The organism is Streptococcus oralis, assembly GCF_022749195.1.
In the GTDB taxonomy this organism is placed as follows: Bacteria; Bacillota; Bacilli; order Lactobacillales; family Streptococcaceae; genus Streptococcus; species Streptococcus oralis_CI.
In genome coordinates this window covers 418,812-432,299 of record NZ_CP094226.1, presented here as the reverse complement: position 1 = coordinate 432,299, position 13,488 = coordinate 418,812, and the positions used below count along the sequence as shown (strand labels likewise).

General features: G+C 43.7%; 13 protein-coding genes, 1 riboswitch and 1 other annotated feature (1 of these 15 cut by a window edge). Of the genes, 4 read left to right on the top strand and 9 right to left on the bottom strand.

The genetic code is table 11. The features are described 5' to 3' along the window. Window positions 1-62 (bottom strand) — a binding site (T-box leader) (it extends 164 nt beyond the left edge of the window). 40 nt (window positions 63-102) lie between these two features. The 6 genes from MP387_RS02170 to MP387_RS02145 all read right to left on the bottom strand — a co-directional run bounded on the left by MP387_RS02170 (window position 103) and on the right by MP387_RS02145 (window position 7,022). Further along, the gene (locus tag MP387_RS02170) at window positions 103-1,332 is read right to left on the bottom strand and encodes a DegT/DnrJ/EryC1/StrS family aminotransferase (RefSeq protein WP_242747328.1); all 1,230 of its coding nucleotides are present in this window, start codon (window positions 1,330-1,332) and stop codon (window positions 103-105) included. Between the two features lie 42 nt (window positions 1,333-1,374). After that, a complete protein-coding gene (locus MP387_RS02165; RefSeq protein WP_000922221.1) occupies window positions 1,375-2,067 on the bottom strand; it encodes a sugar transferase in 693 nt (230 codons plus the stop codon). Window positions 2,068-2,250: 183 nt separating this feature from the next. Then, window positions 2,251-3,993: an ABC transporter ATP-binding protein gene (locus tag MP387_RS02160; protein ID WP_242747326.1), complete on the bottom strand. Its 1,743-nt coding sequence runs from the start codon at window positions 3,991-3,993 to the stop codon at window positions 2,251-2,253. Then, entirely contained in the window at window positions 3,983-5,728 is a 1,746-nt protein-coding gene (locus MP387_RS02155; RefSeq protein ID WP_242747324.1) for an ABC transporter ATP-binding protein, read from the bottom strand. Before MP387_RS02155 ends, MP387_RS02160 begins: the two co-directional genes overlap by 11 nt. 206 nt (window positions 5,729-5,934) lie before the next feature. Then, on the bottom strand, window positions 5,935-6,570 hold the full coding sequence (locus tag MP387_RS02150) for a DUF421 domain-containing protein (protein ID WP_000174434.1): 636 nt from the start codon (window positions 6,568-6,570) through the stop codon (window positions 5,935-5,937). Continuing rightward, window positions 6,567-7,022 (bottom strand): DUF3290 family protein, encoded by a 456-nt coding sequence (locus MP387_RS02145; RefSeq protein ID WP_242747323.1) that lies wholly within the window; start codon window positions 7,020-7,022, stop codon window positions 6,567-6,569. The genes MP387_RS02150 and MP387_RS02145 overlap by 4 nt, the downstream gene beginning before the upstream one ends. A 133-nt stretch (window positions 7,023-7,155) precedes the next feature. On the opposite strand from MP387_RS02145, the gene MP387_RS02140 reads away from it, so the two are divergent. The 4 genes from MP387_RS02140 to MP387_RS02125 all read left to right on the top strand — a co-directional run bounded on the left by MP387_RS02140 (window position 7,156) and on the right by MP387_RS02125 (window position 10,836). Beyond that, window positions 7,156-7,983: an exodeoxyribonuclease III gene (locus MP387_RS02140; RefSeq protein ID WP_242747321.1), complete on the top strand. Its 828-nt coding sequence runs from the start codon at window positions 7,156-7,158 to the stop codon at window positions 7,981-7,983. An 11-nt stretch (window positions 7,984-7,994) separates the two neighbouring features. Continuing rightward, window positions 7,995-8,381, top strand: coding sequence for a bleomycin resistance protein (locus MP387_RS02135; protein ID WP_042902628.1), 387 nt, complete (start codon window positions 7,995-7,997; stop codon window positions 8,379-8,381). Between the two features lie 131 nt (window positions 8,382-8,512). Next, a riboswitch (purine riboswitch) is annotated at window positions 8,513-8,608 on the top strand. Between the two features lie 384 nt (window positions 8,609-8,992). Beyond that, the gene (locus MP387_RS02130; RefSeq protein WP_242747319.1) at window positions 8,993-9,574 is read left to right on the top strand and encodes a xanthine phosphoribosyltransferase; all 582 of its coding nucleotides are present in this window, start codon (window positions 8,993-8,995) and stop codon (window positions 9,572-9,574) included. After that, window positions 9,574-10,836, top strand: coding sequence for a nucleobase:cation symporter-2 family protein (locus MP387_RS02125; RefSeq protein ID WP_242747318.1), 1,263 nt, complete (start codon window positions 9,574-9,576; stop codon window positions 10,834-10,836). The genes MP387_RS02130 and MP387_RS02125 overlap by 1 nt, the downstream gene beginning before the upstream one ends. A gap of 32 nt (window positions 10,837-10,868) precedes the next feature. Here the strand turns inward: MP387_RS02125 and MP387_RS02120 are convergent, their stop codons facing one another. The 3 genes from MP387_RS02120 to MP387_RS02110 form a co-directional block, all read right to left on the bottom strand. Beyond that, window positions 10,869-11,273, bottom strand: a complete 405-nt coding sequence (locus MP387_RS02120; RefSeq protein ID WP_000651199.1) for a PaaI family thioesterase — start codon at window positions 11,271-11,273, stop codon at window positions 10,869-10,871. Between the two features lie 69 nt (window positions 11,274-11,342). Then, entirely contained in the window at window positions 11,343-12,830 is a 1,488-nt protein-coding gene (locus MP387_RS02115; protein WP_242747316.1) for a UDP-glucose--hexose-1-phosphate uridylyltransferase, read from the bottom strand. Then, the gene (locus MP387_RS02110; RefSeq protein WP_242747313.1) at window positions 12,827-13,486 is read right to left on the bottom strand and encodes an HAD family hydrolase; all 660 of its coding nucleotides are present in this window, start codon (window positions 13,484-13,486) and stop codon (window positions 12,827-12,829) included. The genes MP387_RS02115 and MP387_RS02110 overlap by 4 nt, the downstream gene beginning before the upstream one ends. Between the last annotated feature and the right edge of the window lie 2 nt (window positions 13,487-13,488).

Genomic DNA, 13,488 nt, shown 5'->3' with positions numbered 1-13,488 from the left:
CCTGTTCACAATCACCACAGGCTCCCTGAAGATCAAAAATAGTTACTTTTCTGATTTGTTGAGAATATTATATGCTATTGTCCGCTTTTTGTCAAGATTTTTTTATGATTTTTTTCCAGAACCGAGGATTTCTTCGGAAATTCTCACCAAAGTCTTAACGATGTAATCAACTTCTTCATCGCTTAATTTTGTATGAAGAGGAAGCGTAATTTCATTTTCAAAGAAGGCATAGGCTCTTGGATAATCTGCCATATCGAAACCAAGATTCTTATAGGCTGTCAAGAGAGGAAGCGGTTTATAGTGTACATTACTTGCAATTCCTGCTTTGGCCAATTCTTGGATGATGAGGTTGCGTTCTTCTAAACTTGCTCCTTCTACATGGGTGATATAGAGGTGGCGTGAAGATTCAACAGTATCAGTCTTGTGTGCCAGTGGGTGAATACGAGTACCCGCAAAACCACGATCATAGCGGTCCACGATGTCCTTACGACGTTGTAGCAAAGCTGGGTAACGATCCAATTGTACCAAACCAATCGAAGCCATGATATCCGTCATGTTGCACTTGTAGGCAGGTGTTACGATATCGTACTCCCATGAACCCAGTTGCATCTTAGCAAGGGCGTCTTTGGTTTGACCATGAAGGGAAAGAATTTGGAATTCCTTATACATCTCTTCGTCGTCAATAGCTGGATTGGCCTTCCAAGTCGCACTTCCTCCCTCAGCAGTTGTAAAATTCTTAACGGCATGGAATGAGAAGGAAGTAAAGTCAGCGATAGATCCAGCTGGTTGCCCTTTATAAGTAGATCCCAAAGCATGAGCACTATCAGAGACAATCACGATACGGTTAAAGGCCTTTTGCCACTTGCTAGCAGCTGTAAAGAGATCCCGTTTTTTCTCCACGACTTGGAACAAACGGTCATGGTCGCACACAATCCCTGCAAGTTCAACCGGAATAATCACCTTAGTCTTTTCAGTGATGGCTTGCTCAAGAAGGTCATAGTCCATCTCAAACGTATCTGCTTGAATATCCACCATGACAGGTGTCGCTCCTACGTGAGTGATGACACTACATGAAGCTGTATAAGTCATAGCTGGAACGATGACTTCATCACCTGGTCCCACTTCCAAAACACGTAAAATCAACTCAAGAGCGGCTGTCGCAGAGTTGAGGCAGACAGTCTTAGGTGTCTGTGTATATTGAGACAAGCGACGCTCCAGTTCTTTTGTCTTAGGACCTGTTGTGATCCAACCAGAGCGCAGGGTATCCGCTACTTCAGCAATTTCTGCTTCTGTAATATCGGGTGGTGAAAATGGAATATTGTAATTTGGCATTGATTTGCTCCTTTTATCTGTACTCATTTTCTCATGACTACTTTATTTTAGCACTTCAAACACGGTTTGAAACATGATTTTGATGTCTCCAAGGAAACTAAACTCTCGAAGATAGGCGAGGTTATAGCGCATCTTCTCAGGGAGGACATGTTCGACATAGGCTTGGTCAACCGATAGGCCTTTCTCCGTCATTTGACTGATGATAGTATCCTCGTCCTTGTAGTTGATACTTGCTGGGGAGGTAATCCCTGCGGGTAAGAGCAAGGTCGCCATCATTTCAGGGCTATACTGCTCGGTGTAGCGTGGCACTTCAGGTCTTGTTCCTACAAAGGACATTTCGCCTTTAAGGACATTGACCAGCTGAGGCAGTTCGTCCAGACGCACACGGCGAATGAAATTTCCCACTTTGGTAATACGGCTATCGTTAGCAGAAGTCACCAGGCTTCCTTTTTTATCCGCATCCGTTACCATAGTACGGAACTTCCAAATCTTGAACGGACGGTTGTACTGGGTCACGCGCTCTTGCTTGTAAATGACAGGTCCCTTGCTATCCAACTTGATCCAAATGCTCAAGATAAGAAAGACGGGAGAAGTCAAAAGTAGCAAAAACAGGGCCAGAACCCAATCCAGGCAACGCTTGAAAATCAGCGAACCCTTCCTTTTAGAGACAAGCTGGTAGTAGGACTCAACCTCGCTTGATTGCATTTCCACGGGCAAGTCTTCCCATTTCAGCATGCTGTTTCTCCTTTGTTTTTATTATACTATTTGTCAACATTTTTCATTATACCACAAAATGGAAAAGGCGGTACAAGAAATCTGTGATTTGAAGAATTTCCTTCTGGTGCTCAATGAAAATCAAAGTACAGCTTTGAGGTTGCAGATAAAGCTGACTTGGTTTGAAGAGATTTCCAAAGAGTATTAGGACATAGCTCCAGCCTGCAAGCTATACATCTTGTGATAGGTTCCTCCCAAGTCCAAGAGTTCCTCATGGGTTCCACTCTCAATGATGCGCCCCTTGTCCAAGACATAAATGCAATTGGCGTCTTGGATGGTCGAAAGGCGATGAGCAATAGCAATGGTCGTCCGACCCTGCCTCATCTTGGCTAGGGAATCTTGAACCAAACTTTCTGTTTCAGAGTCAATATTGGCTGTCGCTTCATCCAAAATCAAGATTTTAGGCTGACTTGCGACTGTTCTGGCAAAGGCAAGAAGCTGGCGTTGGCCAGTAGAAAAGCTCGAACCACGCTCAGACACAGGTGCATCATAACCCAGCGGAAGGTCCTGAATAAAGGAATCTGCATCCACAAAGGCAGCCGCAGCCTGTACCTGATCATCACTAAGATCTTGGTACATGGCGATATTGGACTTGATAGTCCCATGATAGAGGAAGGGATCCTGTAAGACCAGACCGATGTTTTTTCTCAGCTCTTCCTGACTGTAGTTCCTGATATCCACATCATCCAAAAGAACGCGGCCTGACTGAAATTCATAAAAGCGCATGAGGACATTGATAATCGAAGATTTCCCAGAACCTGTATGTCCTACAAAAGCAATGGTTTCACCTTTCTTTACTGAAAAGGAAATATCATCCAGGATCGGATGTTTGCCATCATATGAGAAACACACATGTTCAAAACGGATATTGCCTTCTTTGACTTTAGCTTGCCCATCTTTTTGAAGAGGCTCATAGGTCGTTTCGTCAATCAAGGCAAAGACACGACCTGCAGATACCATGGACGTTTGAAGGGTTGAAAAGTTTTGCGTCACCTCAATTAAGGGATCAAAAAGACGGTTGATGTACTGGATAAAGGCATACATAGTTCCGGCCGTTATCCCAATAGAAAGACCACGATAGCCAAAGTAGGCCATCAAGACGGCGTAGCCTAAGAGTTTCAGCAAACTCATGGCAGGGCGCAAAAAGAGGGCATCCAAGGCTACAGAACGGTTGGCATAGACCAAGTGTTCTTGGTTAATCTCATCAAATTCTGCTTGCAGGCGCTTCTCTTGATTAAAGGCCTGGATAATCCTGATTCCCTCGATATTTTCTGCCAGCTTACTATTGATATCTGACAAGAGACTTCTGGTTTTTTCGATGATTTTCACTGATTTTTTCCGATAGAGATTGACCAACAGGAAAATCAAGGGAAGAAAGAGCAAGACTAAAGCTGTCAAACGAAAATCCAGCACCAACATGGTATACAGTGTTGTCAGAAAGATGAAAACTGCTGAGATAAAGCTGGACAAAATTCCCGAAAACATATCACTGATGGTCTCGGTGTCATTTGTCAAACGAGAGACGATGGAACCTGCTGGCGTCTTGTCAAAATAAGACATGCCGAGTTTTTCCATATTGGCAAAGGCATCGCGACGAATATCTCTGACAATACTGTAGGACACCCGCGCAAAGAGAAGATTGCCGACATACTGAACCAGAGTTTGCAGGATATAGAGGCCATAGTAGGCCAGCAAAACGGTCACGGCCAGTTGATTAAGATTGCTGAGGTACTGGTCGATAAAGTGGGAAGCCACAAGGGGAATGACACTTTTAATGACCGTCGTCGCAAGGAGAAAACTGAGTGCCAAAAAGGTCAGGAGGCCATAGGGCTTGAGATAGGACATCAAGCGCGTCAATACAGCCCATTGTTCTTTCTTATTCTGCATCTTCTTCTCCTTTCATTTCCAACTGCTGAGACTGGTAGGTTTGGGCATACCAGCCATCTAAAGCTAGCAGGTCTTCGTGTGTACCGCGTTCGATAATTTGGCCATTTTGCAGAACCAAAATCAAATCTGCATGAACAACTGCACTGAGACGATGTGCTGTGATGATAGTTGTCTTACCCTTCCGCGTCTCCTTGAGATTGTCGATGATGGCATACTCTGTCTTGGCATCCACGGCGGACAGGGAATCATCCAAAATTAAGATATCAGGGTCTAGAATCATAGCTCGACTCATGGCTAGGCGCTGCTTTTGCCCACCAGATAGACTGACCCCTTTTTCACCGATAACTGTATCAAATCCTTGAGGCATGTCCACAATATCTTTATAAACTTGAGCTAGCTTAGTCGCTTCCTCAACTGCTGAAAGGGGCAAGTTAGGATTGCCAAAGCGGATATTGTCTAAGATCGAGGTCGCAAAGAGGAACTGGTCCTGAGGAACATAGCCCATGAGGCTACGAAGGTCTGTCAGACGATAGTCCCGAATATCATGACCATTTAGGTAAATAGCACCCTTATCCACATCGTATTCTCGCAAGAGGAGCTTAATCAAGGACGTTTTCCCAGAGCCTGTCTGCCCGACCAAACCAAGAGTTTGCCCTTTTTCTAAACTAAAGTGAATATCCGTCAGTGTCTCCTCATTTTCAAAAGCAAAGCTGTCAATGGCGTACTCCAAACGTCCATTTTCAATACCGTCCAGAGGAAATTCAGGATCTTGTACAGGTGATTCCTGAGACAAAAGATCCTCAATCCGTTGGTAAGAAACCTTGCCTCGCTGAGTGATATTAAAGAGGAAGCCAATGGCCATAAGAGGCCAAACTAGCATATCCAAGTAGCTGATAAAGGTGACCAGATTCCCAACTGTAATCTGCCCCTCCTGCACCATTAAGGAACCGACCAAGAGGGTTAAAACATATGACGAACCAACAAACAAGAGAACCATGGGGTCAAAGAGACTGTCGTATTTCATGGTTTGCAGGTTCTTTTGGAAGGTCAATTCATTGACTGCTTGAAAGGACTTCAACTCGTCCGCCTGATAACCGAAAGACTTGGTCACCTTAATACCTGATACAGACTCCTGCACCTTGTTATTGAGTTCGGAAAAGGCTGCCTGTGACTCGCCAAAGGCCTTGTGGGTCTTTCTCCCTAAACGACTGGTGGCATAAGCCATGAAAGGCAAGGGAAGAATGGCAACCAAGGTCATCTGCCAAGAAATGCTAAAGAGCATGGTCAGCAAAGTCACCAGTGCCGTGATAGAAGCATCCACCGCAGACATAACACCTCCACCTGCTAAACGGGTTAAGGCGTTGATATCATTGGTGGCGTGTGCCATCAGGTCCCCTGTCCGATATGTTTGATAAAAGGCTGGCGACATTTTAGTAAAATGCTCAAACAAGCGAGACCGCATAATCTGCCCCAGACGGTAGGAAGTCCCAAGGATATACATGCGCCAAACATAGCGTAGATAGTACATCCCAAAGGCTGCCAGCAGTAGATAAAATAGATTAAGAAGGAGGTCCTGCTGGGTTAATTGTCCCCCAGTGATGGCGTCAATCACCCGTCCCATGACCATGGGGGGAATGAGATTGAGGACGGAAACCAAGACCAAGGCCACAATCCCGACTAGATAACGGCGCTTTTCTAACTTGAAAAACCACCAAAGTTTTTGAATAATGGACATAAAATCCCTTTCTGATTGCAAATGGAAACCTGAGACCAAGACTCAATGAAAATCAAAGATCAAACTAGGAAACTAGCCGCAGGCTGCTCAAAGCACTGCTTTGAGGTTGTAGATAGAACTGACGAAGTCAGTAACCTACATACGACAAGGCGACGTTGACGCAGTTTGAATTTGATTTTTGAAGAGTACAAGACCCCAGGTTTTTCTTATTCATAAGTTACGACTGAGACGACACCCTTGTCATACTCAGCGATAAAGATATTGGCAACATTATCATACCCTTGTTTACTGAGGTTATCAAGCAGCCATTCTTCGCTCCGACCAATGGTCTCCAAAATTTCGACTTGGATAACACCGTCTGTGACAACAGGATACTTGGGATTCTCATCTCCCATTTGGACTACGATGAGTTGACCGTTCTGCTCCTGCATAGCGCGTTTGACTTGTTTCATTTGGAAAATTCCCTGGCTACGGAGCTTAAGTGCTACGTCCGCTGCTGATAAACCAACCGAACGGCAGGCTTCTGGATCAATCTTCCCATTTTTGATAAGCAGGGTTGGCTTCCCATCAATCAAACGTTTCACAAAGTGAACATTATTGTTGAGCCATTTGAGAGTCAAGACCAGAATGGTCCACATAATCAGGATAACTGCATACTGAAGGATACTGATGGCACTATTGTAAATCACCCCACCGATGATACCCCCGAGTACATAGTTCTGAATTTGATCTATTGCTGAGTTAGGCGCCAGGTTGCCCTTTCCTGTCACATTGATTACAAAAACCAAAGAAAAGAGCCCCAAGGCTAGTTTAATTAAAATTTCGATATAATTGAGTGTCATTTGTTCACCTCCACCAGTTCAATTGCATCTGTTTTATACAATTCCACTTTCTCTAACAGGTACTTGTCTGGCTCACTTCCGTTCAAAGCACGGTAATAGCGATCTCCTACCTTGATAAGTGCACCATCCGTATCTGCAGAAGTATTGACATAGACTTCTGACTTGTCTACGCCCAATTCTTTGGAAACAAGCTCGATGAAATGAAGTGAAGCTTGAAATTTATTATTAGATACTTGATTGTTTTGATAAGTCGTGATGCTGACCAAAAGGAGAGCTAATAAGGTCAAAGCTGAAATCATGACCAACTCACGAAATTTGCTCCCCTTTTTATCATGATAAGCCTTGAAAGCTAAAAATCCTGTCACAGCTAATAGGACAATCCCTAAACCAATCATGATGCCATTTTGCTGACCGATTTGGCTAAGGACATAGTCATAAGAATAGAATTTCATGTATTTTCACTCCCTTTCATAAAATCATTCTTCATTATAAACGAAAGAGGGTAATTTTTCAAACCATACGTTGGGGAAATAGAGCTTTTTTTGGTATAATATAGTCTATAATCTCAATGAAAAAGGTAACTTTATGAAACTCATCTCATGGAATATCGATTCCCTAAATGCAGCCCTAACGAGCGACTCAGCTCGCGCCAAACTGTCACAGGAAGTCCTACAAACCTTGGTAGCCGAAAATGCTGATATTATCGCTATTCAGGAAACCAAGCTTTCTGCAAAAGGGCCTACAAAAAAACACTTGGAAATTTTAGAAGAACTCTTCCCAGGTTATGAAAACACTTGGCGTTCCTCTCAAGAACCTGCTCGCAAAGGCTACGCTGGAACCATGTTCCTTTATAAGAAAGAACTCACACCAACGATTAGCTTCCCAGAAATCGGGGCTCCTTCTACCATGGACTTGGAAGGCCGCATCATCACCTTGGAATTTGATGCATTTTTCGTGACCCAAGTATACACTCCAAACGCTGGCGATGGGCTCAAACGCTTGGAAGAACGCCAAGTCTGGGACGTCAAATACGCTGAGTATTTGGCGCAACTAGACAAAGAAAAACCAGTCCTTGCGACTGGAGACTACAACGTAGCTCACAAGGAAATAGACCTTGCAAATCCTGCCAGCAACCGCCGTTCACCAGGATTTACAGACGAGGAACGTGCTGGCTTTACCAACCTTTTGGCAACTGGATTTGCTGACACCTTCCGTCACATTCACGGCGATGTCCCGGAACGTTACACTTGGTGGGCGCAACGCAGCAAGACTTCTAAAATCAACAATACAGGCTGGAGAATCGACTACTGGCTCACCAGCAATCGCGTGGCTGACAAGGTGACTAAGTCTGACATGATTGACTCAGGTGCGCGTCAAGACCATACGCCGATTGTATTGGAAATTGAACTCTAAGGAGAAAGCTAATGGACTATCAAGCTGTCATTCCTGAATTTGTAGTATCTGACCTCGAAAAGTCACGCCACTTCTACTGCGACTTGCTGGGATTTTCTGTCGAATACGAGCGTCCAGAGGAGAAATTTCTCTTCCTCTCGCTTGAAGACTGCCAACTTATGCTAGAAGAAGGCAGCACAGAAGAATTAGCCCAACTAACCTATCCTTTCGGGCGCGGTGTCAATATTTCCTTTGGCATTGAAGATGTCCCTCAGCTCCACCAAAAACTGCTGGAAGCTGACTATCCTATTTATCGTCCTTTGACTAAACGAACATTTCGTGTTGGGGATCACTATATCTATCCTCATGAATTTGCCGTTTTGGATCCAGATGGTTATTTTCTAAGATTTAGCGAATAGAATAATCGAAGTCTACAATACTATCTAGCCTTGTAGGCTTTTTCGTTCGCTTTTATGATCTATTTACTAACAAAATATTTGATTTATAAAGCTAATTGGTGTAAAATAAAAACATTGGCAGCGGCCTGTTTAAAATTGAATATCATTTTACTTGTTTATGTCGTGAATTGGCACGACGTTTCTACAAGGTGCCGGAACACCTAACAATGAGTATGTCAGCTGAAGGTATGGTTTTGGCCATGCCTATTTTGGGGACTTACTTAGGGGATTAAGTAGGTCCTTTTTGAATATTTTTGTTAAATCACGCCTTTAAGTGTAAACTAAATATTTTTAATATTTCCCTTAATTAGTGCGGACGGGAGGTGAAATTACCCTGTGAGTAATTTCAGGAATCCAGGGAATTTCATCCCTAATTTTTGAGCCAAAAGTCTCAAAAATCCCGTCATAGACAATAACAAGATTATTGTCTATGATACCACTACGGCGGGAAATATTTGATAAAACTCGCTTCGCTCGTACTAGTTTTATCAAATATATAGTACTAGCAAACTGGTTCACTATAGAAATATTTAACCAACAAGTAAACTTGCTTTTAGACTTTAGGAGGTCTTATGAAATTATTAGAAGAGCGCATCCTCGAGGATGGGCATATCTTGGGTGACAACATCCTCAAAGTGGATTCCTTTCTAACCCACCAAGTTGACTTTAGCTTGATGCGAGAGATTGGTAAGGTATTTGCGGAAAAATTTGCTACTGCTGGCATTACCAAGGTCGTAACCATTGAAGCTTCAGGCATTGCCCCAGCCGTTTTTACAGCTGAAGCCTTAAACGTTCCCATGATTTTCGCCAAGAAAGCTAAAAACATCACCATGAACGAAGGTATCTTAACTGCCCAAGTCTACTCCTTTACCAAGCAGGTGACAAGCACCGTTTCCATCGCTGGAAAATTCCTTTCACCAGAGGACAAGGTATTGATTATTGACGATTTCCTTGCTAATGGCCAAGCTGCCAAAGGCTTGATCCAAATCATCGAACAAGCTGGAGCAAAAGTTGAAGCGATTGGTATCGTGATTGAAAAATCTTTCCAGGATGGTCGTAATTTGCTTGAAAAAGCAGGGTATCCAGTCCTATCACTGGCTCGCTTGGATCGTTTCGAAAATGGTCAGGTCGTATTTAAGGAGGCAGATCTCTAATGCAAAAACAAGAAAAACATTCGCAAGCAGCCGTTCTTGGCTTGCAGCACTTACTAGCCATGTACTCAGGTTCTATCCTGGTTCCCATCATGATTGCGACAGCCCTTGGCTATTCAGCTGAGCAGTTGACCTATCTAATCTCCACAGATATCTTCATGTGTGGGGTGGCCACTTTCCTTCAACTCCAACTCAACAAATACTTCGGAATTGGACTACCAGTCGTTCTCGGAGTTGCCTTCCAGTCCGTCGCTCCTTTAATTATGATTGGGCAAAGCCATGGTAGTGGTGCTATGTTTGGTGCCCTTATCGCATCAGGAATTTATGTGGTTCTGATTTCAGGTATTTTCTCAAAAGTGGCCAATCTCTTCCCATCTATCGTAACAGGTTCTGTTATTACCACGATTGGTTTAACCTTGATTCCTGTCGCTATTGGAAATATGGGAAATAATGTCCCAGAGCCAACTGGTCAAAGTCTTTTGCTTGCTGCTATTACTGTTCTGATCATCCTCTTGATTAACATCTTTACCAAAGGATTTATCAAGTCTATCTCTATTTTGATTGGTCTAGTTGTCGGAACCGCCATTGCTGCTACCATGGGCTTGGTTGACTTCTCTCCTGTGGCTGCAGCACCGCTTGTCCATGTTCCAACTCCCCTCTACTTTGGGGTGCCAACCTTTGAAATCTCATCCATCGTCATGATGTGTATCATTGCAACGGTTTCTATGGTTGAGTCCACTGGTGTTTATCTGGCCTTGTCTGATATTACTAATGACCCAATCGACAGCACGCGCCTGCGTAACGGTTACCGTGCAGAAGGTTTAGCCGTACTTCTCGGAGGAATCTTTAACACCTTCCCTTACACCGGATTTTCACAAAACGTTGGCTTGGTCAAATTGTCTGGTATCAAGACCCGTCTGCCAATCTACTACGCAGCTGGTTTCCTAGTCCTCCTTGGACTCCTACCTAAGTTTGGAGCCCTCGCCCAAATCATTCCGAGCCCTGTTCTTGGAGGGGCCATGCTGGTGATGTTTGGTTTTGTTTCCCTTCAAGGGATGCAAATCCTCGCTCGCGTTGATTTTGCTAACAATGAACACAACTTCCTTATCGCAGCTGTCTCCATCGCTGCAGGTGTCGGACTCAACAATAGCAATCTCTTTGTCAGCATGCCGACAGCCTTCCAAATGTTCTTCTCAAACGGAATTGTCGTAGCAAGCCTACTCGCAATTGTACTCAATGCTGTATTAAATCGGAAAAAGAAATAAGAAAAAGAGGTGTGAGCCTCTTTTTTGTTTATTTATATCCTTACCTGTCTTTCTTCTGACCGCTGGCCTGTGACAAACATGGTAAAGGTGGCTTTGCAGACATTTCTGCCTTCTTGATTGGTGATATCGACATCCACGACACAGGTTGTGCGACCTTGATGGACACATTCTCCTTTAATGGTCAGCACATCGTCGAGTTTTCCTGCTTTGAGGTAGTTGATAGAGGACTGGAGCGTCACTCCATCAAGCCCTAGCGAGATAACCACCAAACCACTGATCTGGTCACAAAGGGTAAAGAGATAGCCACCATGGGCATTGCCATAGTAGTTGAGCGACGAGTCCACTACTTTTGTCGTCACCACAACGTGACCGTCTCTCATTTTTTCTATTTCGTAATTTTCAAAGGCAGATATAGCGTCAAAATGAAAATCTTTCATCGTTTCCTCCTGATAGTTCAAACGACACTATGATACTACTTTTTATAGGACTGCGCAAGGAGAAAGCTCCTAGTTTGGCAAAATTCCTACCTGTTCTACAAAGCGCATAAAGGCTACCTGTCCTTGTTCCGTCTGCTTGTAAACCCCTGCGTCCTCCAAAACACGCGCAAAAATAGCGCCCACAGAGTCCTTAACGATTTCAAGGGCTTTTTCTTTATCCGCTAGGTCCGGATGTTGATCTTTGATCTGGTCTGCCCATTCCTGATGATAAGAGGCAACTGCTTCATCATCGCCTACAAGATAGCTGGCAACTTGCTCCACTTCTGCTTTCAGACGTGGTGGCAAAATAGCCAAGCCCATGACCTCAATCAAGCCGATATTTTCCTTCTTGATATGTTGGACATTCTTGTGGGGATGATAGATGCCATCAGGATGCTCTGGCGATGTCTGATTGTCTCGCAAGACCAAGTCCAACTCAAACTGTCCATCGCGTTTACGGGCAATGGGTGTAATGGTGTGATGCGGTGTCCCGTCTGTCTCTGCCAAAATCTGTACTTCAGGGTCTGAATATTGCCGCCATTCCTGCAAAATCTTGTCAGCCAAGTTGCTCAAGTCCTCTTTGGAATCCGAAGTCAAACGTAGCACTGACATAGGCCACTTGACAATTCCAGCCTTGACCTGCTCAAAACCAGCAAATCGGAAAGCCTTTTGCAAGGGAGCTAATTCCATAGGAAACACGTGACGTCCTCCCTGATAGTGGTCATGGGTTAGGATAGAACCACCAACGATTGGCAGGTCCGCATTCGAACCCGCAAAATATCCCGGAAATTGCTCTACGATCGCCAGCAGACGCTCAAAACTCTGACGACTAATCGCCATAGGTCGATGCTGACCATCTAAGAAGATACAGTGCTCATTAAAGTATGCATAGGGCGAATACTGGAAGCCCCACTCCTGCCCAGAAATATCAAAACGTATAATACGATGGTTAGTTCTAGCTGGATGGTTGACACGACCATGGTAGCCTTCATTTTCCATACAGAGCTGACATTGAGGATAGTTACTAGACTTGACTAACTTGGCTGCCGCAATCTCCTTTGGATCCTTTTCAGGCTTAGAGAGATTGATGGTAATCTCCAGTTCACCGTAGTCAGACGGTACACGATAAGCAATATTCTTAGCAATGGCCTTGAGTTTGATGTAGTCGTTTTTCTGGCTAAGTTGGTAAAAATCTGCAATTGCCTGCTCTGGTGACTGGGCATAGGTTTTCCAGAAGTCACGATTGACTTGACTTGGACAAGGGGTTACCAAGTCCATCAGTTCAGCACCGAGGATTTCACACGCAGTCTGACTATCCTCAATCGTCTCTAATCGAACCGCTTCTTCGACCAGCTGGTCCTTGAGGTCAATCAACTCATCTAGATCAGTCTCAACTTCCAAAACACCTTCACCCACTCGCGCCAAAACACGATTGGTCAGGTAGATTCGATCCATTTCCTCAAATGAACTTCCAGCAATGACTTCCGTGATAAATGCATCTAGAATTCCCTGACTCATTGATTCTCCTTCTTACTTTCTAAATAGTCTCTGACAGCATCTAAATCCTGAAAAACTTGTTCTGTTTTATTTAAGAAAGACTGTGCTGGCATTTTTAAGTCTGGAATACAAATAACTGGTATCCCAGCTCTATACGCTGCTTCAATCCCTGCTTCACTATCCTCTAGTACTAAGCAATTCTCTGGTAAAACATTCAAATCAATACAGGCCTTTAAAAATATATCAGGGTAAGGTTTGCTTCGCTTTACATCTTTTGCAAAAACTAGATGGTCAAATAAGGACAGTATACCATTACTATCCAAAATCATTCTAGCTCTAGATTCAACACTTGAAGTTGCTAGAGCGATTGGAATACCTTCTCTTTGCAAAAAAGCAAGCAAATTTTTAGCACCTTTTTTTAAATTTACACCTTTGGCTAATATTCGAGCTTCCAGTTCATAAACTTTTTCCAAGGTTTGTTCAAAGTTCCAAGGTAAATCATAGGTATCTAAAAATCGTTGAACATTCTCCTCTTCCCTATGTCCACTGTATTCTCTAGAATATGTTTCTTCTGTGAAAGGAATTCCAAAATCTTTAAGCAATTCTTGATAAACTTTTAGAGAAATGATCTCAGTATCAGCTAATAAGCCATCTAAATCAAATATTACAGCGTCCATTT

Coding starts and splice junctions, on each gene's coding strand:
- MP387_RS02170 (WP_242747328.1), bottom strand. CDS start 1,332: ATGCCAAATTACAATATTCCATTTTCACCACCCGATATTACAGAAGCA.
- MP387_RS02165 (WP_000922221.1), bottom strand. CDS start 2,067: ATGCTGAAATGGGAAGACTTGCCCGTGGAAATGCAATCAAGCGAGGTT.
- MP387_RS02160 (WP_242747326.1), bottom strand. CDS start 3,993: ATGCAGAATAAGAAAGAACAATGGGCTGTATTGACGCGCTTGATGTCC.
- MP387_RS02155 (WP_242747324.1), bottom strand. CDS start 5,728: ATGTCCATTATTCAAAAACTTTGGTGGTTTTTCAAGTTAGAAAAGCGC.
- MP387_RS02150 (WP_000174434.1), bottom strand. CDS start 6,570: ATGACACTCAATTATATCGAAATTTTAATTAAACTAGCCTTGGGGCTC.
- MP387_RS02145 (WP_242747323.1), bottom strand. CDS start 7,022: ATGAAATTCTATTCTTATGACTATGTCCTTAGCCAAATCGGTCAGCAA.
- MP387_RS02140 (WP_242747321.1), top strand. CDS start 7,156: ATGAAACTCATCTCATGGAATATCGATTCCCTAAATGCAGCCCTAACG.
- MP387_RS02135 (WP_042902628.1), top strand. CDS start 7,995: ATGGACTATCAAGCTGTCATTCCTGAATTTGTAGTATCTGACCTCGAA.
- MP387_RS02130 (WP_242747319.1), top strand. CDS start 8,993: ATGAAATTATTAGAAGAGCGCATCCTCGAGGATGGGCATATCTTGGGT.
- MP387_RS02125 (WP_242747318.1), top strand. CDS start 9,574: ATGCAAAAACAAGAAAAACATTCGCAAGCAGCCGTTCTTGGCTTGCAG.
- MP387_RS02120 (WP_000651199.1), bottom strand. CDS start 11,273: ATGAAAGATTTTCATTTTGACGCTATATCTGCCTTTGAAAATTACGAA.
- MP387_RS02115 (WP_242747316.1), bottom strand. CDS start 12,830: ATGAGTCAGGGAATTCTAGATGCATTTATCACGGAAGTCATTGCTGGA.
- MP387_RS02110 (WP_242747313.1), bottom strand. CDS start 13,486: ATGGACGCTGTAATATTTGATTTAGATGGCTTATTAGCTGATACTGAG.